The sequence below is a fragment of the Hymenobacter aerilatus genome, assembly GCF_022921095.1.
In the GTDB taxonomy this organism is placed as follows: Bacteria; Bacteroidota; Bacteroidia; order Cytophagales; family Hymenobacteraceae; genus Hymenobacter; species Hymenobacter aerilatus.
In genome coordinates, this window is sequence record NZ_CP095053.1 from 4,464,138 (window position 1) to 4,488,645 (window position 24,508).

Here is a 24,508-nt window from a genome sequence, read left to right on the forward strand (position 1 = left end):
TGTGCCCACTCCCACCCAACGCTCTTTCTTGCTTACGCTTACTTCGCTCTTTCCTGCAACAATCCTTCGCTCTGCTCTACTCAGTATAGGCACACTGGGGGTAGGCGGGTGGCTGGCGCCTACCTCTGGGGTGGCCCAGACCACCCCGCCCACCTTTTTCGATACGCACGTGGCGCCGGCGCCTACCAAGCTGCCGCCATTTGAGGTGCAGCAGCCCGACAAGCGCCTCAGTCCCTTCACCGGCATGACGCGCCGGCACTGGCAGGATGCCGCCCGCTACCTGCTTAGCGGCGCGTTCAGCTACGTGCGCAAGCTCGACGACCCCATGCAGTTTCCGAAGGAGCCGGGCAAAAGCTACCCCCGCAACGAGGGCCAGGTGCCCACCGAAAAGCTGGAGGGCCTGTGCCGCACGCTGTTTATGGCCGCGCCGCTGCTGAAAGAAGACCCCAACCTCACGCTCAACGGCGTGAAGGTGGCCGACTACTACCGCCACCAACTCGGCCTGCTCGTCGACCCTGCTAGCCCCAGCTGCATCCGGCCCCGGGCCCAGAATGGCGGCCCCAGCCAGATTCTGGTGGAGTTTGGTGGACTGGGCGTGGCTCTATTTGCCGCGCCCGAAGTGTTGTGGGACCCGCTGCCCGAAAAAACCAAAGACGCCCTGGCCGCCACTATGCTCAGCTACGGCGACGGCCCCACGGTGCCCCAAAACTGGCGCTACTTCAACATCTTCATCCTGAGCTTTTTTGATACTCGCGGTTACCCCGTCAACAAGAAGCTGCTGGAAGAGTACCTGCAAAAACAGCTGACCCACTACGACGGCCAGGGCTGGTACAACGACGCGCCTACCTACGACTACTACAGCATGTGGGCGTTTCAGATGTATGGCCGGCTGTGGAGCGAGTACTACGGGCGCCAGCGCTACCCCGAAATTGCTGCGAAGCTCAACGAAAACTTTGCCCCGCTCAAAGACACCTACCCCTACCAGTTTGGGCGCGATGGGCACCTGATTATGTGGGGGCGCAGCATCACCTACCGCTTTGCGGCGGTGGTGCCGTTTCCGCTGATGGGCCTTCAACCCGCCGCCGGTACCAACTTTGGCTGGATGCGACGCATTGCCTCCGGGGCCATGCTGCAATTCCTGCAACATCCCGATTTTCTGGAAGATAACGTGCCCACGCTGGGCTACTACGGTTCCTTCGAGCCGGCCGTGCAGCCGTACAGCTGCCGGGGTAGCGTGTACTGGATGGCCAAGGCATTCCTGGGCCTGCTGGTGCCCGCCGACTCGCCGTTCTGGACCGCCACCGAAAACGAGGGGGCCTGGGCTACCAAGGAATTGGCCAAAGGCACGGTGTTCAACAAGTTTGAGCCCGGCCCCAATATCCTCCTGACCGACTACCCCAACACCGGCGCGGCCGAGTTACGCGCCCCCTGCCACCAGGATAGCTCCGACCCCTACCGCGGCGACGAGAACTACAACCGCCTCAGCTACAACAGCGCCTTTCCGTGGCAAGCCGATGGCCCCAACGGCGAGGTGGCCATGAACTACGTGTTCAAAAACCAGCAGGGTAAGTGGGAGCCCCTGCGCCTCTATACTTTCAAGAAGTTTGAGGACGGCGTGTACTACCGCGACGCCGTACTGGAATCCAACAAAGACGTGCGGCTGCACCTGGCCGAAATGCCCCTACCCAACGGCATCCTGCGGGTAGACGTGGGCCAGAGCACCGCGGCTACCGAACTGCGCCTGGGCCATTACGCCCTACCTCAGCTCGCGGGTACCATCCGGCGCAGCACGCGCAAGGTAGGGAACTACACAGCCCAAATCATCGACAACGGAACCTACCAGCTGGCGCTGGTGCCGCTCAGCGGGTGGTCGGAAACGCAGACGGTAGACGCCACAGGCCTTCACCCGGCCGCTGCCCAAAGCACCGTGCTCAACGCTGTGGGCACCACCTCACCCGACAACCACCCCATCGTGTTCGGCACCTTGCTGCTGTGGAAGAAGTCGGGGAAGAAATGGACTGCGAAGGAGCTGCTACCTGTCAAGAACATCCACTATGCGGCTCCGGCCGGCACCATCACCCTGACTATGGCAACAGGTCAGCAGAAAACGATACAGCATTGATAATCAAACGATACTATTCCGCATAACGTGTGGCGTCCCTACTAGTGGGGGATTGGGCACGGCTGTCAATTAGGGAAGCAGCCGGGTCCAGCCAGAGCCCCCACTATAGATAACTTACTCAGCGGCCGTGGGAAGCCGTGGGGTAGGCGGGGCGTCGCGCGTTTAGGGTAGCATGTTGGGTCGTTGTCGAAAGCCCGGCCTACCTCCTGCTGCATTACCATACTGGTCTATCCTAAATCTGTCCTCTTGCCAACACCAATTCTACCCCCCCTGTTTGCGGCGACGCTTGGCCTGCTGCTGGTGCCCGCCGCCCATGCCCAGCAATACCAGAAAACCGCCACCGGCCTGCAACTTTCCACCGACTCGCTGACGGTACAGGTGCAGTTCTATAGCCCCGACATTGTGCGGGTAGTGAAGTTTCTGAAGGGCGCTGAAAAGGAGCACAAAAGCCTAGTCGTGGTGCAGACGCCCGCGCCGGGCAAGCTGAAGTACGCCAGCAAAGACGGCTTCATCAGCCTGAGCAGCAACAGTACCGAAGTGCGCATCGACCCCAAAACCGGACAGGTACGCTTTCTGACAGCTAAAAACCAGCCGCTGATCAGCGAAAAAGCTTCTGGCTCGCGCTTCACGGCCAAGCAGGATCTGGGCGCGGCCACTTACCGCGTGCGGCAGCTGTTTCAGCTGGCGCCCAACGAGGCGGTGTATGGGCTGGGCCAACACCAAGACGGGCACCTCAACTACCGGGGCCAGAAGGTACTGCTGAAGCAGCGCAACCTGGATATTGCCGTGCCGGTGCTGCACTCGGGCAAGGGCTATGGCTTGTTTTGGGACAACTACTCCACCACCCAGTTTGCCGACAGCGACCAGGGCACGCTATTCGACTCGGAGGTGGGCGACTGCGCCGATTACTACCTGCTGAACGGTGGTGGCACGGCCGATGGCGTGGTAGCCCAGTACCGCAACCTCACGGGGCAAGCCCCCATGTTTCCGCGCTGGACGCTGGGCTTCTGGCAGAGCAAGGAGCGCTACCGGGGCCAGGACGAGCTGCTGGACGTGGTGAAGAAGTACCGCGCCCTGGGGGTGCCCCTCGATGGCATTGTGCAGGACTGGCAGTATTGGGGCGAAAACAACGACTACTGGAACTCCACCGAGTTTGGCAACCCGCGCTTCCCCGATCCGCAGGGCATGGTAGACGAGGTGCACAAGCTCAATGCCCACCAGATTATTTCGGTGTGGCCCTCGTTTGGCAAGAAGACCAAGGCCTACCAGGAGTTTGCCTCTAAGGACATGCTCTTCGACTTCATCACTTGGCCGCGCACGCCCCACGTGAAAGTCTACGACGCCTTCGACCCCGAGGCCCGCGACATCTACTGGAGCTACCTGAACAAAAACATCTTCCGGCTGGGGATGGATGGGTGGTGGTTGGATGCCACCGAGCCCGATCAGCTCCAGCCCTTCGACACCGACGACGACAACGAAACGGCGCTGGGCAGCTTCCGGCGGGTACGCAACGCCTACCCCCTCATGAGCACCACGGGCGTATATAAGCACCAGCGCGAGACCAGCGAGGCCAAGCGTGTGTTCATTCTCACGCGCTCGGCCTTTGCCGGGCAGCAGCGCAACGCCACCATGGTGTGGTCGGGTGATGTGAACTCGCGCTGGGATGTGCTGGCCAAGCAGCCCGCCGCCGCGCTCAACCTGAGCCTGGCCGGCTTCCCGTACTGGAACAGCGACATTGGCGGCTTTTTCCCGTACGGCGAATATCCGAAGGGCGTGAAAGACCCGGCGTTTCAGGAGCTGTTTACGCGCTGGCAGCAGTTTGCGGCCCTCACGCCCATGATGCGCGCCCACGGCGAAAACACGCCCCGCGAGATTTATCAGTTTGGCGAGAAAGGCAGCTGGGCGTTTGATGCGCAGAAGAAGTTTGTCGACCTGCGCTACCGCCTGCAACCCTACCTCTACGCCAACGCCTGGGGCGTAACCAGCCGCGCCGGCACCCTGATGCGGGCCTTACCCATGGATTTTCCCACCGACCCCAAGGTAGTAGATATGGGCTCGGAGTACATGTTTGGCCCGGCTCTGCTGGTGCGGCCCGTAGTGGAGGCGCAGTACGTCAATCGGCCCGACAAAAACCAGCCCGTACCGCCCAATTTCTCGACCACCAAAACCACCGAAGTATACTTGCCGGCCGGCACCAGCTGGGTGGATTTCTGGACGGGCAAGCGCCATAATGGTGGGCAGACGGTGCAACGCCAAACGCCTATTGACCTCATGCCGCTCTACGTGCGCGCCGGCTCGGTGCTGCCGCTAGGCCCGCTTCAGCAATACACAGGCGAAAAGCCCGACGCGCCGCTGGAAATTCGCGTCTACCCAGGAGCCAATGGCGAATTCATGCTCTACGAAGACGAAAACGACAACTACAATTACGAAAAAGGCGCCTACGCTACCATTCGCCTGCGCTGGAACGACAAGGCCCGCCAATTGACGATAGACAACCGCGCCGGCTCGTTCCCGGGTATGCAGCAGCAGCGCACGTTCCGGGTGGTGCTGGTAGATGAGCAGCATGGCACCGGGGTAGGCGAGGGCACCGAGCCGGCTAAGGAAGTGCGCTATACGGGTAAGAAGCTGCTGGTGAAGCTATAACTTGCCGAACGCCCTGCGCGGCTTGGTTGCCTTGTACCGTTTGGGGGGTGGGCAGTTGGGACAAAAGGGTTGTCAGTCCCAGCTCCCGCTTGTTATTTCTCTTTCCGCTTGATACTCTTCCCATGAAATACGCTCTCTGCCTGTTGTTTATGTGGGGGATGCTGGCAACGCCCGCCGCTGCTGGCACCCCTGCCATACGCAGGCAGGAGAGCCGACCCTACGCAAAGCCGGCACCTCAAAGCCAGCGCGGCCACTCCGATCTGAAGCTGTGGTATAATAAGCCCGCCACGGAGTGGGTAGAGGCCCTACCGGTGGGCAATGGCCGGGTAGGGGCCATGGTGTTTGGCGGCGTAGAGAAAGAGCTGATTCAGCTAAACGAAAGCACCTTGTACAGCGGCGGCCCCGCGCCAACCAGCGTCAACCCACAAGCAGCCTCCTACCTGCCGCAGGTGCGCGAGGCGCTGCTGCGCGAGCAGAACTACGGCAAAGCCGACGAGCTGGTGCGACACATGCAGGGCCTGTTCACCGAGTCCTACCTGCCGCTGGGCGACTTGGCGTTGCAGCAGGACCTGGGCACGGCTACCCATGCCGCCTACCGCCGGGAGCTGGATTTGCCCACGGCCACGGCCACCACGCGCTTCACCGCTGGCGGGGTAGAATATACCCGCGAGGTGCTGGCCTCGGCGCCGGACAATGTGCTGCTGGTGCGCCTGCGAGCTAGCAAGGCTCACGCCCTCACGCTGGATATAGGGGCCAGCAGCCCACTCCGGCATAGCTGGACCGTAGAGCAAGGACAGGAGCTGATAGTCAGCGGCAAAGCCCCTGCGCACGTCGACCCCAACTACTACAACCCCAAAGACCGGGAGCACATCGTGTACGACGATACCAGCGGCTGCCGGGGCATGCGTTTTCAGTACTGCATTCGGGCAGTGGCGCCGGGCGGGCGCGTATCGGCTGGTCCGGCGGGGCTGCACATTGAGCAGGCCAACGAGGTGGTGCTGTACGTGGTGGCCGCTACCAGCTTCAACGGCTTCGACAAGTGCCCCGACCGGGAAGGCCGCGACGAGAAAGCCCTGGCCGCGGAGGCTATGCAACGGGCAGCGGGCAAGTCGTTTGACGCATTGCGGAAGGCCCACGTGGCCGACGTGCAGCGCTACTTGGGCCGCGTGGCGCTGGTAGTAGCCGATACCACCGGGCGCGCCGCCCCGTCCCTACCCACCGACGAGCGGCTGCAAGCCTATGCGGGAGGTACCTACGATCCGGCCCTGGAAACGCTATATTTTCAGTACGGGCGCTACCTGCTGCTGGCGTCGTCGCGGCCGGGTGGGCCGCCGGCTAACTTGCAAGGCATCTGGAACCGGGAGGTGCGTCCGCCCTGGAGCTCCAACTATACCATCAACATCAACACCCAGATGAACTACTGGCCCGCTGAGGTGACCAACCTGAGCGAGCTGCACGAGCCGCTGCTGCGTTGGCTGCACGATCTGGCGAAGGCTGGTACCCACACGGCCCGCGAGTTTTACGGCGCCCGGGGCTGGGTGGCGCACCACAATTCCGACATCTGGGCCACTACCAGCCCCGTGGGCGACATAGGCCACGGCGACCCGGTGTGGGCCAACTGGGCCATGGGCGGCAACTGGTTGAGCCAGCACTTGTGGGAGCACTACGCCTTCACCCAAGACAAGCGCTACCTAGCCGAGCAGGCCTACCCCCTAATGAAGCAAGCCGCCCTGTTTAGCCTCGACTGGCTGGTGGAAGGCCCCGAGGGCTACCTCGTGACGGCCCCCTCCACCTCGCCCGAAAACCTATTTAAAGACCAAAACGGCAAGGCGCAAAGCGTGTCGGTGGCGGCTACTATGGACATGGCCACTATATGGGATTTGTTTACCAACGTCATTGAAGCTTCGCAGGTGCTGGGCGTAGATGCCGAGCTGCGCGCCCAGCTGCTGGCCAGTCGGGCGCGACTGTACCCACCGCGCGTGGGCCAGCAGGGCCAGTTGCTGGAGTGGTACCGCGACTTTCCCGAAACCGACCCGCAGCACCGCCATGTGTCGCACTTGTTTGGGCTGCACCCCGGCCGGCAGCTTTCGGAGACGCAGACGCCCGAGCTGTTTCGGGCGGCCCGCAAGACATTGGAACTCCGCGGCGACGAGGGTACCGGCTGGAGCAAGGCCTGGAAAATAAACTGGTGGGCCCGCCTCCGCGACGGCGACCATGCCTACACGCTCATTCGACAGCTGCTGCGCTACGTGCCCGCCAAGGGTAGGGGCGCTGGGGGCACCTACCCCAACCTGTTCGATGCTCACCCGCCCTTTCAGATTGACGGCAACTTTGCGGGCACGGCGGGCATGGCCGAGCTGCTGCTGCAAAGCCACCTGGGCGAGCTGGAGCTGCTGCCGGCCCTACCCTCCGCCTGGAATACGGGCCACGTGCAGGGGCTGCGCGCCCGCGGCGGCTTCGAGGTGGGTATGGCCTGGCAACGTGGCCAGCTGCAAACGGCCACCCTCACGGCCCTGGCCGGCGGGCGGTGCGTGGTGCGGGCAGCCCAGCCTTTCCGCATCAAAGGGGTGCGGGCCACACCCACGCGCGATGCCCGTGGCTACGTGCTGAGCTTCGAGGCCAAAAAAGGTGGCACGTATCAGCTCACGGCCGGGTAGGCCTTGCCCTGCTGGCCTGCAGCAACCGCGGAACGGTCAAAGAAGGGGGGCAAATTAGCCTTTGCGCGGCCCGCACTGGCTACCCTCCCAAAATTTGACTCTTTTGCGTTGCGCCCACTTCGATACTTTTCTTTCCCTATGATGACGTTCTTTCGTTCTGCATTTCGCCGCCGTTGCGCCACCCACGCCGGCATCGGTCAATACCGCTTCTTTAGGCGCATAGCCGGGGTAGTGCTGCTACTGCTCGCGCTGGTAGGACCTGCGACGCTTGCCACCGCCAAGCCACCGAAAACCACCGCCTACCTGTTTGCCTACTTCACCGGCAACGACAAAAAGCAGGAAGCCATTCGCTTCGCGCTCAGTCAGGATGGCTACCACTACACGGCCCTCAACGGCAACCGGCCCATCCTCAGCTCGGCGGCCATCAGTGAGACTGGAGGCGTGCGCGACCCACATATTTTGCGTGGCCATGACGGTAAGACTTACTACATGGTGGCTACCGATATGGTATCGGCCAAGGGCTGGAGCAGCAACCGGGGCATGGTACTGCTGAAGTCCAACGACCTGATCAACTGGAAATCCAGCGTGGTCAACATCCAGAAGAAATACCCCAACCAGGAAAACCTGAAACGGGTGTGGGCGCCGCAAACCATCTACGACGCCAAGGCCAAGAAGTATATGGTGTACTTCTCTTTGCAATACGGCTCTGAGCCCGACAAAATCTACTACGCCTACGCCAACAAAGACTTCACCGACCTGGAAGGCGAGCCCAAGCAGCTGTTCTTTTCGCCCACCAACGGCTCCTGCATCGACGGCGACATTGTGGCGAAAGACGGTAAGTACTACCTCTTCTTTAAGACCGAGGGGCAGGGCAACGGCATCAAGGTGGCCGTGTCGGATAAGCTGACGGAGGGCTACCAGCAGCGCGACCCCTACGTGCAGCAAACCAAGGATGCCGTGGAGGGTGCGGGCACCTTCAAGCTCAACAACAGCAACGACTACATCTTGATGTACGACGTGTACGGCAAGGGACGCTACCAATTCACACGCACATCCGATTTCGAGCATTTCAAGGTAATCGACGACGAGGTGAAGATGAACTTCCACCCCCGCCACGGCACCGTGCTACCCATCACCACCGAGGAAGCTACCCGCCTGGCCACCCGCTGGCTGACACCCGCCGATCTGTTTGGGACAGCCCAAAACAAAGCTATCCGGCAGCAGAATACCGTGGTAGACAGCGCGGCCGCCAAGGTGGCCTACCTGGCGCTGCCGGGCACCAGCCTGCAGCAGTTCGACCCGCAACTCACCACGTTTGGGCTGACGGTGAAGCCTAGCGGCCCGCAGAACTTCGCCAAGGGCCCCGTGACCTACACGGTAGGGCAGGGCAGCCAGCAGCGCACCTACACGGTATCCGTTGCTGAAACGCACAACCCGGCCCTGAACGGCTACTACGCCGACCCAGCCATTCTGTACGCGGAGAAAACCGGCAAATTCTACCTCTACCCTACCTCCGATGGGTTTACGGGCTGGTCGGGCACCTATTTCAAGACGTTTTCCTCGCCCGACTTGGTGAACTGGAAGGACGAAGGCGTGATTCTGGACCTACCCCGCGACGTGAGCTGGGAGAAGAAAAACGCCTGGGCGCCCTGCATCATCGAGCAGAAAACCGCTACTGGCTACCGCTATGCCTACTACTTCTGCGCAGGCGCCAAAATCGGGGTAGCATTGTCGGACAGCCCGACTGGACCGTTTAAAGACACCGGCAAGCCGCTGCTCAACCAACTGCCCGAGGGCGTGAAGGGCGGCCAGCAGATAGACCCGGCCGTGTTCCGCGACCCGCAGAGCGGCAAGCTCTACCTATACTGGGGCAACGGCTACATGGCCGGTGCCGAACTGAACGACGACTTGGTGAGCCTGAAGCCCGGCACCACCCAGGTGATGACGCCCGACAAGACGTTCCGTGAGGGCGCCCACGTGTTCTTCCGCAACGGCACCTACTACTTTATGTGGAGCGAGGACGACACCCGCTCGCCCAACTACCAAGTGCGCTACGGCACGGCTACCACGCCCCTGGGCAAGATTACGGTGCCTGCCAACAACCTGGTTATCACCAAAGACCCCGCGCAGGGCATCTACGGCACCGGCCACAACAGCACCATCCAGGTGCCTGGCCGCGACGAGTGGTATCTGGTGTACCACCGCTTCACCTACCCCAAGGGCATCAAGATGGGCGATGCCGCGGGTTACAACCGCGAGGTGTGCATCGATAAGATGGAGTTCAATGCTGACGGCAGCATCAAGCCCGTGGTGCCTACCCATGCCGGCATTCAGCCGGTGCGGGTGAAGTAGGTTTTGCTGACGAATACGTTTCGTGTTATGAAAAATAGGAGTAACGCTCTTTTGCTCGCGCTGGCCTTGCTCGCGGCCTGCAACACCAACACGCCGAGTACCGGCACCGCCGTCGAGAAGCATAACCCTGCCGAAGCCACGAAGCAACCGGATACTTCTCCCGGCGACTCGTGCAACGTGCAGTTTGCGGGCATCACCTTCACCCGGTCGCTGAACGGGGCGGCGCAGAATGCCACCGTGAACGGCAACGTGCTGACGCTGCGCAGCGACGCCAAGCGCGACAACTTCAACGACCCCGATGGCAAACTCAGCAACCACACGGCGCCGGTACTGCTCACGCAAGTGGATAACACCAAGCCGTTTACCTTCACGGCCAAGGTAGAGCCGGAGTTTCTGGAAACCTACGACGCGGGCGTGCTCTACGTGTACCTGCGCCCCGACCTATGGCAGAAGTTTGCCTACGAGCGCGACGAGCGGGCTCGCACGCGCATCGTGAGTGTGCGCACCATCGGCACATCCGACGACAACAACCACGACCAGTTGAAGGCCAAAAGTGTGTATTTGAAAATCTCGTCCGATACCAAGACCATCGGCTACTATTACTCGCTCGACCAGCGGCAGTGGGAGCTGGCTCGGCTGTACAAAAACGACTATCCCGCTACTATCTGGCTAGGTGTCAGCGCACAGTCGCCAATGGGCAAAGGTATGAGCACGCGCTTCGAGGACTGTTCACTTACCGCCACCAGCGTTTCCGACTTCCGCCTGGGACAATAGCACGAACCGGCTGCGGACATGCCTCGCCAACCAATAGCCATTACACAACCAAAGCAGGAAAGATGATAGGAAGGAGAACAGGCTGGGCACTGCTGCTGAGCTGCCAACTGCTAGCCGTGGCCGCGCAGGCGCAGGAAGCCAAAAAACCGGTCGTTCGGCAGAACGTGCCGCTGGATTCTATTCGGCTGAGCGACCCGTTCATCTTGGCCGACGCGAAAACCAAGCAGTACTACATGACCGGCACCGGCGGCCTGCTCTGGAAAAGCCCGGATATGAAGCGCTGGTCGGGGCCCTACACGGTGGCCCAGCCCGACCCTACCTCCTGGATGGGGCCGAAGCCCATAATTTGGGCCGCTGAGATTCACCCCTACCAGGGCAAGTATTACTACTTCGCCACCTTCACCAACCAGGCCGTGAAGATTGATACGGTGCAGGGCACGCCCATTGAGCGCCGGGCCTGCCACGTGCTGGTCAGCAACCAACCGGGCGGCCCCTACGTGCCCGTCCCTGGCGGCGACGCCACCTACCTGCCGGCCAATAAGCCTACCCTCGATGGCACCTTGTGGGTAGATAAAGACCAGAAACCCTACTTGGTGTACTGCTACGAGTGGCTGCAAAACCAGAACGGCACCATCGAAAAGATACAGCTGAAGCCCGACCTGAGCGGCACCATAGGCACCGGTCAGGTACTGTTTCGGGCCAGCGACGCGCCCTGGAGCCGCGAAAACCCGCGCTCTGGTCCCGCCCGACCCAACAAAGTAACAGACGGCCCCTATCTATTCCGCACTGGCACCGGCCGCCTGGGCATGATCTGGACCAGCTGGATCTACGATGTGTACACCCAGGGTGTAGCCTACTCCACCAGCGGCACCCTCGATGGCCCGTGGGTGCAGGAAAAAGACCCCATCACCCCGCCCAACTATGGCCACGGCATGCTGTTCCGCGACCTGAACGGCAAGCTGCTGATGGCCGCGCACAGCCACCAGGACATCAAGGGCCACTACCACCGCGTGCCGCACCTGTTTTCGGTGGATGTGTCGGGCAACAAGCTGGTGTTGGGCAAGCCCTACCGACCGTAGGCGTCTGCCGGTCCGACGCCGTAGGCGTCCGACCGGTCGTCGTTGCACAAGCTTCGTGCTGATGCCTGCCCAACCGGCGCGGACATCAGCAACGACCACCGGTCCGACCGGCAGGTGGCAACCATTTCCCACAAACTCTCTCTTTCACACCATGAACCGTATTCCCACCTACCTGCTCGGCGCAACTCTGCTGCTGGGGCTGCCTACCGCCTGCACCACCTCCAAGGCTACCACGGCCACGTCTGCGCGGCCCCAAAAGGCTGAGATGCTAGCCCTCATCACGAAGGTAAACGACCATTGGCAGGCCACACACCCGCCGCAGGAGCGGGCATTTTGGGACGTAGCGGCCTACCACACCGGCAACATGGCCGCCTACGCCGTCACCAACAACGAGAAATACCGCCAGTATTCTGAAACGTGGGCCGAGCACAACCAGTGGAAAGGCGCCAAATCGGACAACAAGGCGGAGTGGAAATACAAGTATGGCGAGAAGGACGACTACGTGCTGTTCGGCGACTGGCAGATTTGCTTTCAAACCTACGTCGACCTCTACAACCTAAAGCCAGAGCCCCAGCGCATTGCGCGGGCGAAAGAGGTGATGGAATATGAGATGAGCACCGACAAAAATGACTATTGGTGGTGGGCTGATGGTCTCTACATGGTGATGCCCGTGATGACCAAGCTGCACAAAGTAACCGGCAACCCGCAGTACCTGACGAAGTTGCATGAGTATTTCAGCTACGCCAACAGCATCATGTACGACCAGGAAACCGGCCTGTACTACCGCGACGCCAAGTATGTGTACCCCCAGCACAAATCAGCAAACGGCAAGAAGGACTTCTGGGCGCGCGGTGATGGGTGGGTGTTTGCCGGCCTGGCCAAAGTGCTGCAAGACCTGCCCGCCACCGACCCCCACCGCGACGAGTACCTGAGCAAGTACCGCGGCCTGGCTGCTGCCCTCAAGCAAGCCCAACAGCCCGAAGGCCACTGGACGCGCAGCCTCCTGGACCCCGCGCACGCCCCCGGCCCCGAAACCAGCGGCACGGCCTTTAACACCTTTGCCTACCTGTGGGGCATCAACAACGGTCTGCTGGACCGCAAGGAGTACCTGCCCACAGCTATGAAGGGCTGGCAGTACCTCACCTCCACCGCCCTCCAACCCGACGGCACCATCGGCTACGTGCAGCCCATCGGCGAGAAAGCCATTCCTGGTCAGGTAGTCGACAAAAACTCCACATCTAATTTCGGGGTAGGGGCTTTCCTACTTGCCGCTAGCGAGATGTATCATCATGTAGATAAACGGTAGCTTGGGTAGTAGTGTAAAGGCATAGATTGCGCGGCGAAAGCGTGCACGGCGCGAACGGTGCGCCTCACCCCCGGCCCCCTCTCCGAAAGTGGAGAGGGGGAGCCTTTGCCGGAGCCCATAGCTGATGGCGGTTAGCTTCCTTCATCAAAAGCTGCTAGCCAACAGCCGGTGACTAAGAACCTACTCGTCCGGCACCCCCTCTCCATTTTCGGAGAGGGGCCGGGGGGGAGGCGCCCACCAGAACGACCCTCATAAACACCTACTCAATGCCTTCCTATATCACGCACTTCCTACCTTTCCTCGGCTTGCTCAGCCTAACCACTGCCGCCCAGGCCGCCAAACCTATCCGTGTAGCCAGCCCCGACGGCGCCGTGCAAGTGACTGTAGACGTGACCGGCCAGGGCCAGCCTACCTACGCCGTGCGCTACCGCAGTGCCGAGGTGCTGCGGCCGTCGCGCCTGGGCTTGCAGCTCGCCGGCACCGACCTGAGCCAGGGCCTGAAGCTGAAGAAAGCGGACAAGGTAGAAGCCGTGACCGACGACTACCAGCTGGCCACCGACAAGCGCGCCAATTGCCGCTACCGGGCCAACCGGCGCGTGGTGCACTTCGCGGGTAAGGCCGGCGCCCCACAGCTGAGCGTGGTGTTTCAGGTGTCCAACGACGGGGTAGCGTTTCAATATGTGGTAGAAGGCACCAGCCAGGAGGTGCAGCGCATCACTGCCGAAAACACCACCTTTCACCTGCCCGCCAGCGCCAAGGGGTGGCTGCACCCGCACGCCAAAGCCCAAACCGGCTGGGCCAAAACGCAGCCTTCCTACGAGGAAAACTACCAGCGCGGCATAGCGGCCGGCACGCCCTCTACTATTGGAGAAGGCTGGTCGTTTCCGGCTTTGTTTGAAGCCAACGGGCATTGGGTACTGCTCACGGAGGCTGGTATGGGGCGCACTTACTGCGGCTCCCACCTGGCGCACGCCTCCCCCGACGCCGAGTACAGCATTGCCTTCGCGCAGCCCCAGGAGCGCACCACCCCCGAAGCCCCCGTACTGCCCGAAGGTCGCCTACCCTGGCGCACACCCTGGCGCGTGCTGGTGGTCGGCAACTCGCTGGCGCCCATTGTAGAATCTACTTTGACAACGGACGTGAGCGCACCCGCCCAAACGGCCGTGGTGCCGGAAGTAGCCGGCAAATCGTCGTGGTCGTGGGTGCTGCTGGGCGACGGCAAAACCACCTACGATGTGCAGCGCCGCTTCATCGACTACGCCGCCGACATGGAATGGCGCTACTGCCTGGTAGATGCCCTGTGGGACACGCAGATAGGCTACGACAAAACGCAGGAATTGGCCCAATATGCCCGCTCCAAAAACGTGGGGCTGCTGGTGTGGTACAACTCCAACGGCCACTGGAACGAAGCTCCCCAAACGCCGAAAAATGTGCTCTTCGAGGCCGAAAGCCGACGCAAGGAGTTTGCCCGCATCAAGCAAATGGGTATAGCCGGGCTGAAAATTGACTTCTTCGGCGGGGATGGGCAGTCGTTTATGAACTACTACCAGGACCTGCTGGAAGACGCCGCGAAGGCCGGGCTGCTCGTGAACTTTCACGGCACTACCATCCCGCGGGGCTGGAACCGCACCTACCCAAACCTGATGACCATGGAAGCCGTGAAGGGCTTCGAGTTCCTGACCTTCGACCAAAACAATACTGACCAGGAGCCTACCCACTGCGCTACGCTCCTCTTCACCCGCAACGCCGTGGGCCCAATGGACTTCACGCCCATGGCGTTTTCGGAAATCAACGGCAAGCAGCGCCGCACCTCCAACGCGTTTGAGCTGGCCTTGTCGGTGCTGTTTCAGTCGGGCATTCAGCACTACGCTGAGGTGCCCGAGGGCATGGCCGCGCAGCCTGCCTACGTGCGCGAGTTTGTGAAAAAGCTACCCCCGCGCTGGGCCGATGTGCGCTTTGTGGAGGGATACCCTGGCCAGTACGCCGTGCTGGCCCGCCAGGCCCCCGATGGCCGCTGGTACCTGGCCGGCATCAACGCCACCGATGCGCCCAAAACTATTCAGGTTGACCTAGGCAAGCTAGGCCTGAAAAGTGGCACGCTCATCACCGACGGTGCTACCAACCGCAGCTTCAGCACGCAGCCCGTGGCTGGCAACGCGGTGAGCGTGACGCTGCCGGCGCGTGGGGGCTTTGTGGTGCAACCGGAGTAGGAGAGGGTAGGGAAGTGCTTCAGCTGCAGCGCAAAGCTATTTGTGTAGGGCGAGGTAAGCGAATGGCTGTCATACTGCCCCCGACGAATATCACCCCGCCATTCTCCCGAAATGTCCCCGGTTGCTTCGCAGGTAGTGGCGTAGGTTTGCCTAACGGTGCCAACCACACCGTTATCTACTGCTTTACCTTTCCTGTATATGCGTAACCTTCATTTTTTACTGGCCGCCCTGCTCCTAACAAGCAGGGCAGCTACAGCCCAGCCTACCCCCAACGAGTGGGAAAATCCGCAAGTACTGGACGAGCATAAAGAAAAGGGACGCGCCAGCTTTGTGCTCTATGAGAAGGCTGCCGATGTGGCCGCCGATGACTACAGCCGCTCGCCCTACTATCAGTCGCTAAACGGCAACTGGAAATTCAACTTTGCGCTTCGGCCAGCCGAGCGCCCCACCAACTTTGCCCAGGCCAACTTCGACGATGCCGCCTGGAAAACTATTCCCGTACCCTCCAACTGGGAAATGCAGGGCTACGGAATTCCCATCTACACCAATATCGTATACCCGTTTCCCAAGAATCCGCCCTTCATTGATGGCCGCGACAACCCCGTAGGTACCTACCGGCGCACCTTTACGGTGCCAGCGGGCTGGGCTGGGCGTGAGGTGTTGTTGCGGTTCGGCTCTATTTCGGGCTACGCCATGGTGTTTGTGAACGGGCAGCGCGTGGGCATGAGCAAGGTAGCGAAGTCACCGGCCGAGTTCGATATTACCCCCTACCTGAAAGCGGGAGAAAACCAACTTGCTGTACAAGTACTGCGCTGGCACGATGGTAGTTACCTCGAAGATCAGGACATGTGGCGCCTTTCCGGCATCGACCGGGATGTGGCCTTGCTCAGCCTACCGAAGCGGAGCATATGGGACTTCTTTGCGCATGCCGACCTCGATCCAAGTTACAAAAACGGGCAGTTCTCGGCCGATGTGACGTTGCGTAGTTTTGCCGGCGCGCAGGCCACGCCAGCCCGTGTGCGGGTAGAGCTGCTGGATGCTACGGGCAAAACGGTGCTGCGCCAAGAGCAACCCGTAGCGCCCGATGCACAAACCGTAACGTTGCGTGGCACCGTGCCCAATGTGCGCCGCTGGAGCGCAGAGCAGCCTACCCTCTACCAGTGCCGCATTGCGTTGGAAGACGCACAGGGCAAGGTGCTGGCCCTCACCGGCTGCAAGCTGGGTTTCCGCAAAGTGGAAATCAAAGATGCGCAGCTGATGGTGAACGGTGTGCCAATAGAAGTGCATGGCGTGAACCGCCACGAGTTTGATCAAACCACGGGTAGGGCCGTGAGTGAAGCTGTGATGCGCCAGGACGTGCAGCTGATGAAGCAGCACAACATTAACGCCGTGCGTACCAGCCACTACCCCAACGATGAGCGGTGGTATAAGCTGTGCGACGAGTACGGGCTGTACTTGGTAGATGAAGCCAACATTGAAACCCACGGCTTTGGGGCTGAGTGGCAGGGGTGGTTTGACAAGAGCAAGCACCCCGCTTACTTGCCGCAGTGGGCCCCCGCACACCTAGACCGGATTGAACGGCTGCTGGAGCGCGACAAAAACCACGCTTCCGTGATTGTGTGGAGTATGGGCAACGAGTGCGGCAATGGCCCTGTGTTTCATGATGCCTATAAGTGGCTGAAGCAGCGCGACCCTAGCCGCCCTGTACAGTTTGAGCAAGCCGGCGAAGATGTGGACACCGACATTGTGTGCCCCATGTATCCCGGTATGGGCTCCATGAAAAAATACGCCAATGCCACCGATAAAACTCGGCCGTACATCATGTGTGAATACTCGCACGCGATGGGCAACAGCAGTGGTAACTTTCAAGAGTACTGGGACTTGATTCGTAGCAAGCCGCACATGCAAGGTGGCTTTATCTGGGACTGGGTAGACCAGGGAATCAAAACCACAACTCCTACCGGGGCGCCCTTTTGGGCCTACGGCGGCGACCTAGGTGGTTACCACTTGCAGAACGACGAAAACTTCAGTGGTAATGGGCTGGTAGGCGCTGACCGCTCGGCGCACCCGTCTATCTACGAGGTGAAAAAAGTCTACCAAGACATCCGGTTTAGTGCTGCCAAGCCCGCCGATGGTCGCATCACAGTGCACAACGGGTTTTCTTTTAATACACTGGAAAACTATGATTTCCGCTGGGAGCTGCTGAAAAACGGCGCGGTAGTAAAGCGCGGTACTTTTTCCCCGAAAGCCCTACCCCGGCAGCAGCAACAGGTAAAGCTGAGTTTGCCTACCCTGTCGGCCCAGCCTGGTACAGAGTACGTGCTCAATGTTTTTGCCCTCACCAAGAAGGCTGCCGCGCTGGTGCCCGCCGGGCACGAAGTTGCGCGTGAGCAGTTTGTGCTCACACCCGCCGCCACGTACTTCGCGGCGGCTTCCCCTACCGCCACTACCCTGCAAGTAAAGCGCGACGGCGACAAGCTGACGTTTACGGCGGGCGAGGTACGCGGCGAGTTCAATACCAAGCAGGGCCGCCTAACCGACTATCGGTTGCGCAACGAATCTGTCCTTGGCAGCTTCCCTGAGCCCTACTTCTGGCGTGCCCCCACGGATAACGACTTTGGTAACGGAATGCCCGAGCGCTTGGGCGTGTGGCGTACAGCCCACGCCGCCCGCCAGGTGCAGCGCGTGATGGTAGGCGAACAAACCGCCGCGGGCTTACCCATCACCGTTGACTACCTACTCAGCGACATCAACTCGCCGTATACAGTAGCCTACCTCCTGCGCCCCGACGGAGCCGTGCAAGTAACGGCCTCTATTGACCTGACAGGCAGAAACCTGCCCGAGATGCCGCGCTTTGGTATGCGCCTGGAGATGCCCAAGCAGTTCAGCGAGCTGACCTATTACGGCCGCGGGCCCTGGGAAAACTATGCCGACCGCAACACCGCCGCTTTCTTAGGCACCTACCGCGACTCAGTGGCTGGGCAGTTCACAACCAACTACCTACGCCCGCAGGAGTGTGGCTACCGCACCGATGTGCGCTGGCTAACGCTGACGAATGCTGCAGGACGCGGCCTGCGCGTAGAAGGCACTCAACAGCCTATCTGCTTCAGCGCCCTACCCTATAGTGCCGAAGATATGGACCCCGGCCTCACCAAAAAGCAGCAGCACCCCACCGACCTAAAGCCTTCCCGTCAGACTTCGCTGCACCTTGATTTGAAGCAGCGCGGCGTAGGTGGCGACAACAGCTGGGGCGCCCTGCCGCACGAGCAGTACCGTCTGCTGGATAAAAAGTATACCTACACCTACACGCTGCGCCTGCTGGATGGCAGTGAAACGGGCAAAGGCGCTACCTCACAGGCAACGCCTAAAGGTAGCATTAGGTAGGCAAAGGAGTAGAGACACAACATGTTATGTCTTGTCGTTGAACGGCTTGAATTGGGTGAAATAAAGTCAGTAATGGCAAGGCAAACATGTTGTGTTTCTACTTCATATAGTGCTGCAGACTGTATGTTTAGAACAAGTGCTTTCTTTAGAGGAAATAGTTAATCCTTTTAAAGCATCACTACTATGCGCTACCTGTGGCTCACTTCGTTATTACTTAGTCTGGGGTATTTAAATAGCTGGTCGAGTTGGGCGCAACAGGCCACCGAAGTACCCGCAACGGCACCAACCCCTGATACAGTTCGGCACGACAATTCAAGCCCGGTGTATGTGCTGAATGACCGCTTTATTGTGGGTGGTTTGTGGGACGTGGTACCAGCAAATATTGCGGAGATAGTGGTCTATAAAGGAGGCGAAGTCCCAGCACGACTGCGTAGTGTGATGTCGCACGGTGTAGTAAGTGTCAACCTTAAAAAGAGGTTTAAAGGAAATACCAAGTCATTGGCAGCTATTCAGCAGTGGCTGAAGCTGCGCGGGCCAGTTGCTTTTCAGCTGGAAGGCCAGCCGTTGGAAGATACCGGACTACGCATTGTGACGGATGCCATTGCTGGTATCGACGTAATGCGCCCTTCCGTTGGCCAATCGACTACAGTCATCAACATTCGGTTGGTGCGGACGAACCCGCGGCCGACATATCACCCACCAGGTACTATTATGATTCGGGGTAACGCGAGTCAATAACTCTGCTACTATGCCTTTTGCACGCTCTTGGTTGTTGGTATTTCTTTTGATCTACAGTGGATTACAGGTCTCCGCCCAAACGCCCGTAGGGTTAGGCTGGGCCAAAAACAACGTGAACGGAGCCGTATTCCGCAAAAACTCCGTGGTGACGCACGGCCGGGAACAGTACACCGCCTACTACGACTCGGCGGGCTATGTGGTGCTGGCCAAGCGCCGCCTACCCCGCGGGCCGTGGCAGGTGCAGCGTACGCAGTACCGGGGCAAAGTGCAAGATGCGCATAACGTTATCAGCATCATGGTGGATGGGCGCGGCTACCTGCACTGCTCCTTCGACCACCACGGCAACCCCTTGCACTACTGCCGCAGCAAAGCGCCCGGCTCGTTGGAAATGAGCGAGTTGCTGCCCATGACCGGTGACCGGGAAAAGAACGTGACCTACCCCGAGTTTCACCGCTTCCCCAGCGGCGACCTGTTGTTTCTGTACCGCGACGGTAGCTCCGGCAATGGCAACTTGGCCCTAAACTACTACTCCACCAAAACCCAGCAGTGGCGCCGCCTCCACGATGTGCTCATCGACGGCGAAAAGCAGCGCAACGCCTATTGGCAGGCTTGTATCGATGCGAAGGGTGCTATCCATCTGTCGTGGGTGTGGCGGGAGAGCCCCAACGTAGCCAGCAACCACGACATGGCCTATGCCCGCTCTCTAGATGGGGGCAAAACCTGGCAAAAGAGCACCGGCGAAGCCTACCGCCTACCCATCACGCAGGCCACGGCCGAATATGCGGCCCGCATTCCGGAGAACAGCGAACTGATCAACCAAACCACCATCACGACCGATGCGGGTGGCACGCCTTACATTGCCACTTACTGGCGGCCGCAGGGCACGCAAGTGCCGCAGTACCAGCTGATTTATAAAGCCGGCGGTGCCTGGAAAACGCAACAGATCAGCCAGCGTACCACACCCTTCAGCCTGAGTGGGGTAGGGACCAAGAAGATTCCGATTTCGCGGCCGCAGCTACTGGTTGAAACCCAGAAGGGCCGTACCGCCGCCTACCTCGTGTTCCGCGATGCTGAGCGCCAGGACCGCGCCTCGGTGGCCGCCTGCCTCGACCTCAGGCAAAACCAGTGGGCCGTGACCGATCTGACCACCACCAGCGTGGGCAACTGGGAGCCCAGCTACGATACGGAGCTGTGGCAGCGCCGCCACGTGCTGCACCTATTTGTGCAGCGCACCGGCCAGGGCGACGGCGAAACACTGGAAAACCTACCCCCGCAGCCCGTCTATATACAGGAGTGGCAGCCGGAAGCGTCTTTCGTGAAGCAAGCAGCCACCCCCTGGTCGCTGGGAGCAACGGCGCCTACCCCGGCAGCTACGCAAGATGGCTGGCGACTGGTGTGGGCCGATGAGTTCAACACCGAAGGCCGTCCCGACCCAAAGAACTGGCAATTTGAAAACGGTTTCACCCGCAACCACGAGCTGCAATGGTATCAGCCCGACAATGCCCGCGTAGAGAATGGGATGCTTGTCATTGAAGCACGCAAGGAGAACCGGCCCAACCCTACCTACCAGCCGGGCAGCACCGACTGGAAAACCAGCCGCCCTACCATCGACTACACTTCGGCCAGCCTGAACACGCAGGGGCAGCAGCAGTGGCAATACGGCCGCTTCGAGATGCGCGGGCGTATTGATGCGCGCCCCGGTCTGTGGCCCGCGTTCTGGACGCTGGGTGTGGCCGGCGAGTGGCCCTCCAACGGCGAAATCGACATTATGGAGTACTACAAAGGGAATATTCTCGCCAACGTAGCCTCTGGCACCGACAAGCGCTACAACGCCAAGTGGCACAGCGAAACCAAAGCCGTCGACTCCTTCGCCGACCCCGACTGGGCCAAGAAATTCCACGTGTGGCGCATGGACTGGGATGCCAACTCCATCCGTCTCTATGTAGACGACCTGCTGCTCAACGAAACGCCTCTCACGGCCACCGTGAACCAAGACGGCACCGGCCGCAACCCCATGATGCAGCCGCACTATATCTTATTGAACCTAGCCCTGGGCGGCGACAATGGCGGCCCCCTGGAAGGCACTATCCTCCCCAGCCGCTACGAAATAGACTACGTGCGCGTGTACCAACGGTAGGGTAGTAGATCAACTGGCGCGAGTGTAGCGCAGCGTAACTCGGGTCTGCTTTTCAGGCGAGGCTGTCCAGCGAATGGCGCGGGGCTGTGCCCCGTGCCGATTGTACGCAGGCCTCTGGCCTGCCATCGTCCGCGCCATTGAAGCTCACGGAATGTTTGGCCGGGCAGGCCAGAGGCCTGCGCATAGTCGGCACGGGGCACAGCCCCGCGCCATCACCCATACTTCTACTTTTTCTTCGTGCTATACTGCACCTCCACGGCTACCGGGTAATGGTCGGAGGGTGTTTTGCCGCCGCTGTAGGTGTCCGTTAGAATGCCGTAGCGGGTGGCGGTGAAGGCGGGGCTGAGGAAGATATGGTCGATGCGGGCGTCGGTTTTGCGCATGGGGTCGAAGCCGTTGAACGTGCCGTTGGGCGCATACACCACCTGTGCCGTCTGGTAGGCATCCTTTAGGGTGCCTGAGGTGCTGAGGATGGTGTAGCTCTCGTTGCGCTGGTCGATGTTGAAGTCGCCGGTGAGGATGGCGGGCGTGGTGCCGGCCATTTCCTTCACCTTCGCCAAGATCAGCTTGGAGCTTTCACGGCGGGCTTCCTTGCCTACGTGGTCGAAGTGGGTGTTGAAGAAGTAGAACGTGAAACCGGTGCCTTTGTCGCGCAGGTGCGCCCAGGAGCAGATACGGGGTAGGGCAGCGTCCCAGCCCTTGCTGGGCGTGGCGCTGGTAGGCGACAGCCAGAACGTGCCTTGTTGCAGCAGGTCGAACTTATCCTTTTTATAAAAGATGGTCGAGAACTCACCAGCTTGCTTGCCGTCGTCGCGGCCCACGCCCACGTGCGCATAGCCGGGCAGCTGGCCAGCCATATCCTGCAACTGGTTGTAGAGCACTTCCTGCGTGCCAAACACATCAAAGTCCTGGAAGCGAACGAGCTTGGTAAGGTAGGGCACGCGCTTGCCCCAGGCGTTGGCGGTATCACGCTTGTTGTCGTAGCGGATGTTGTAAGTCGCCAGCTTCAGCGTCTGGGCCGAGAGGGTAGTGGCTGCGCCGAGGAATAGAAGCGAGGCGAGTAGGGTGTGCTTGAGCATTGGGAAAGAAAGCGGTGAAAGGAAAAGCTGTACTGGTTAGTAGTTAAATCATCTGTCATCCTGAAAAAATCGTGTGTCATCCTGAGCAGAGCGAAGGACCTTCTCACGGCAGAACGAATCGTTGGTACGCCTGTCGTGCAGACGTGAGAAGGTCCTTCACTCTGCTCAGGATGACACACGGTTTTTAGGAGCACAGCCGGCCGTTGTTCAGGAGGACAGACTGCTTCAGGGATTCTACTCCCAACCCGGATTCTGGCCGAGTTTGGGGTTGATCAGGCGGTCGGCTTCGGGGATGGGGTAGAGGTAGAATTTGTCGTCCCACTTGCGGGGCACGTTGTTCAACCAAGTCAGCTCGCCCGAGCTGCCGTTTTTGAGCTGCTGCGGGTTGGCGCGGCCGTTGAGGGTAGGCGACACGTTCACGTAGGTAACGCCTGTGGCGGGGGTAGGGGCCGTGTTCTGGTAGAAGGCCACGTCGTTCTTGCCGTCCTCGTTTAGGTCGAGGGGTTGGTTCAGAGCGGGCACGTAGAAGCCGTTCCAGGGCATTTCCATCAGCGGCCCGCGGCGCCAGCGGATGATATCGGCGAAGCGGAAGCCTTCCAGCACCAGCTCGATGCCCCGCTCCCGGCGGATTTCCAGCAGTGCCGGGTCTGAGATGCCCGGGAAGTAGTTGGTTTGCAGGTAGGCGTCGGCCACGGTGGGCTTGGCCGTGAGGCCGGCCGTGATGCCGGCGCGCTGGCGTAGGGCGCCAATGGTTTTCACCCAGTCAGCATTACTGAACGTGCCCAGCTCAGCCTTGGCCTCGGCGTAGTTTAGCAGCACCTCTGCATAGCGAATGATGGGTAAAGAGTTGATGTTGCGCGTGCCGCCGTCGTAATAGGTGTCGTCCTGCGTTAGCTTAATGGGTTGATAACCAGTATACGTGTAGGAGAAAACCGGCGGAGCGGCCTCCGTGGTGTTGCCGTTGGTGCGGCGGTAGTCGCCCATCCGGATGGTCTGTTGCAGGCGCTTGTCGCGGCCTTTCACCTCCTGCGCAAAAGGTAGGGTCTCGTAGCCGGCTTTGCTGGTGAAGGGCGTACCGTCGATGTTCAGGTAGGTGTTCACGAAGGTGCGAATCAGGCTCACGCGCGAGCCGTAGGTGGCGCTGGTCCACCACCAGTTGGCGTCGTTATACACGCTCAGCGCCGGGTCCGAAACGGCGGCTAGAATCACCTCCGAGGCCACCGGCGCCTGACTGGTAAACACTTGGCGGTAAGCTAGATTGGTGCCGCCGGCCGCGTTCAGGCTGAAGCCGCCGGTGGTCATCACCTGCTCGGCGGCGGTGGCGGCTTCGGTCAGCCACTGGTTGGCACTGCCCGTAAGGCCGTAGCCGGTCTGGTACTTCCGAAACGTGCCTTCAAACAAGCACACCCGCGACTTGAAGGCGGCGGCCGTTTGCTTGGTCACAAGGCTGCGGCTGTTGTCGGCAGTAGTCGTGATGTTCTGGATGGCGAAGTTCAGATCAGCCAATACCGAATCCATTACCAGGGTGCGTGGGTCGCGGCCATTGTAAAGGGTAGGGTCGTCCACATTCTGGGGATTGCTGATCCACGGCACATCCCCAAAGCGTTTCACCTTGTCGAAGTAAAACCACGCCCGGAAAAAGCGCGCCAGTCCCAAGTAGTGGTTGCGCACGGCGGGTGCCACGCCTGCATTGTTGTTATTGGCAATGAAGTAGTTGATGTTGCGCAATGGGCGCCAGTCCCAGCCCGAGCTTTGGCGGGCACTAAAGGCGCCGGGCAGCAGGAAATCGGGCACTTGGGTGCGGGCCGAGTAGTCGGCCATGGCGTCGCCGCGCACAATGTCGTTGGCGGTGGGCAGCACGTCGTAGAAAGAGTTGGCGTACAGCTCCAGGCCCCGCTCGCTGCTGAATACGGCTGAGCCCGTGACAGTAGCCTCAGGTTCCTGGTCCAGCGATTCGCAACTGGCCAAGGCCAAGCACAGGAGAAGGAAGGTGGTAAGGTATTGTTTCATGGTTGTTAGCTGTTGTG

13 protein-coding genes and 1 pseudogene are annotated in these 24,508 nt (G+C 60.5%); 12 read left to right on the forward strand and 2 right to left on the reverse strand.

The window, feature by feature from the left end; translation table 11 throughout:
- The first annotated feature begins 1 nt into the window (after position 1).
- From MUN82_RS18695 to MUN82_RS22505, 12 genes and pseudogenes are all read left to right on the forward strand, one after another.
- Positions 2–2,122 carry a DUF2264 domain-containing protein gene (locus tag MUN82_RS18695; protein WP_245092853.1) on the forward strand — a complete coding sequence of 707 codons (2,121 nt, stop codon included), beginning with the start codon at positions 2–4 and terminating at the stop codon, positions 2,120–2,122.
- A 246-nt stretch (positions 2,123–2,368) separates the two neighbouring features.
- Positions 2,369–4,765, forward strand: coding sequence for a glycoside hydrolase family 31 protein (locus tag MUN82_RS18700; protein ID WP_245092854.1), 2,397 nt, complete (start codon positions 2,369–2,371; stop codon positions 4,763–4,765).
- Positions 4,766–4,887: 122 nt separating this feature from the next.
- Entirely contained in the window at positions 4,888–7,422 is a 2,535-nt protein-coding gene (locus MUN82_RS18705) for a glycoside hydrolase family 95 protein (RefSeq protein WP_245092855.1), read from the forward strand.
- A gap of 138 nt (positions 7,423–7,560) precedes the next feature.
- Positions 7,561–9,774, forward strand: a complete 2,214-nt coding sequence (locus MUN82_RS18710; RefSeq protein WP_245092856.1) for a glycoside hydrolase family 43 protein — start codon at positions 7,561–7,563, stop codon at positions 9,772–9,774.
- Positions 9,775–9,801: 27 nt separating this feature from the next.
- The gene (locus tag MUN82_RS18715; RefSeq protein ID WP_245092858.1) at positions 9,802–10,548 is read left to right on the forward strand and encodes a DUF1349 domain-containing protein; all 747 of its coding nucleotides are present in this window, start codon (positions 9,802–9,804) and stop codon (positions 10,546–10,548) included.
- 62 nt (positions 10,549–10,610) lie between these two features.
- Positions 10,611–11,627, forward strand: a complete 1,017-nt coding sequence (locus MUN82_RS18720) for a glycoside hydrolase family 43 protein (RefSeq protein WP_245092860.1) — start codon at positions 10,611–10,613, stop codon at positions 11,625–11,627.
- Positions 11,628–11,778: 151 nt separating this feature from the next.
- A complete protein-coding gene (locus MUN82_RS18725; RefSeq protein WP_245092862.1) occupies positions 11,779–12,933 on the forward strand; it encodes a glycoside hydrolase family 88/105 protein in 1,155 nt (384 codons plus the stop codon).
- Positions 12,934–13,199: 266 nt separating this feature from the next.
- Positions 13,200–15,143, forward strand: a complete 1,944-nt coding sequence (locus MUN82_RS18730; RefSeq protein ID WP_245092864.1) for a glycoside hydrolase family 97 protein — start codon at positions 13,200–13,202, stop codon at positions 15,141–15,143.
- Positions 15,144–15,341: 198 nt separating this feature from the next.
- Complete coding sequence (gene lacZ, locus MUN82_RS18735) at positions 15,342–18,527, forward strand: beta-galactosidase, LacZ type (protein WP_245092866.1); 3,186 nt, start codon at positions 15,342–15,344, stop codon at positions 18,525–18,527.
- 183 nt (positions 18,528–18,710) lie between these two features.
- The gene (locus MUN82_RS18740; protein ID WP_245092868.1) at positions 18,711–19,265 is read left to right on the forward strand and encodes a hypothetical protein; all 555 of its coding nucleotides are present in this window, start codon (positions 18,711–18,713) and stop codon (positions 19,263–19,265) included.
- Positions 19,266–19,275: 10 nt separating this feature from the next.
- Positions 19,276–20,205 (forward strand): annotated as a pseudogene (locus MUN82_RS22500) (BNR repeat-containing protein); the annotation flags it as partial.
- Positions 20,206–20,607: 402 nt separating this feature from the next.
- Positions 20,608–21,402 carry a glycoside hydrolase family 16 protein gene (locus MUN82_RS22505; RefSeq protein WP_245097606.1) on the forward strand — a complete coding sequence of 265 codons (795 nt, stop codon included), beginning with the start codon at positions 20,608–20,610 and terminating at the stop codon, positions 21,400–21,402.
- A 224-nt stretch (positions 21,403–21,626) separates the two neighbouring features.
- Here the strand turns inward: MUN82_RS22505 and MUN82_RS18755 are convergent, their stop codons facing one another.
- Both MUN82_RS18755 and MUN82_RS18760 read right to left on the reverse strand, forming a co-directional pair.
- Entirely contained in the window at positions 21,627–22,481 is an 855-nt protein-coding gene (locus MUN82_RS18755) for an endonuclease/exonuclease/phosphatase family protein (RefSeq protein WP_245092870.1), read from the reverse strand.
- A 234-nt stretch (positions 22,482–22,715) separates the two neighbouring features.
- Entirely contained in the window at positions 22,716–24,491 is a 1,776-nt protein-coding gene (locus MUN82_RS18760; RefSeq protein ID WP_245092871.1) for a RagB/SusD family nutrient uptake outer membrane protein, read from the reverse strand.
- Positions 24,492–24,508 lie beyond the last annotated feature (17 nt).

What these genes read in the sequence shown, in the direction of transcription:
- MUN82_RS18740 (WP_245092868.1), top strand. Translation starts at nt 18,711, where the DNA reads ATGCGCTACCTGTGGCTCACTTCGTTATTACTTAGTCTGGGGTATTTA.
- MUN82_RS18725 (WP_245092862.1), top strand. Translation starts at nt 11,779, where the DNA reads ATGAACCGTATTCCCACCTACCTGCTCGGCGCAACTCTGCTGCTGGGG.
- MUN82_RS18705 (WP_245092855.1), top strand. Translation starts at nt 4,888, where the DNA reads ATGAAATACGCTCTCTGCCTGTTGTTTATGTGGGGGATGCTGGCAACG.
- MUN82_RS18760 (WP_245092871.1), bottom strand. Translation starts at nt 24,491, where the DNA reads ATGAAACAATACCTTACCACCTTCCTTCTCCTGTGCTTGGCCTTGGCC.
- lacZ (WP_245092866.1), top strand. Translation starts at nt 15,342, where the DNA reads ATGCGTAACCTTCATTTTTTACTGGCCGCCCTGCTCCTAACAAGCAGG.
- MUN82_RS18710 (WP_245092856.1), top strand. Translation starts at nt 7,561, where the DNA reads ATGATGACGTTCTTTCGTTCTGCATTTCGCCGCCGTTGCGCCACCCAC.
- MUN82_RS18720 (WP_245092860.1), top strand. Translation starts at nt 10,611, where the DNA reads ATGATAGGAAGGAGAACAGGCTGGGCACTGCTGCTGAGCTGCCAACTG.
- MUN82_RS18730 (WP_245092864.1), top strand. Translation starts at nt 13,200, where the DNA reads ATGCCTTCCTATATCACGCACTTCCTACCTTTCCTCGGCTTGCTCAGC.
- MUN82_RS18715 (WP_245092858.1), top strand. Translation starts at nt 9,802, where the DNA reads ATGAAAAATAGGAGTAACGCTCTTTTGCTCGCGCTGGCCTTGCTCGCG.
- MUN82_RS18755 (WP_245092870.1), bottom strand. Translation starts at nt 22,481, where the DNA reads ATGCTCAAGCACACCCTACTCGCCTCGCTTCTATTCCTCGGCGCAGCC.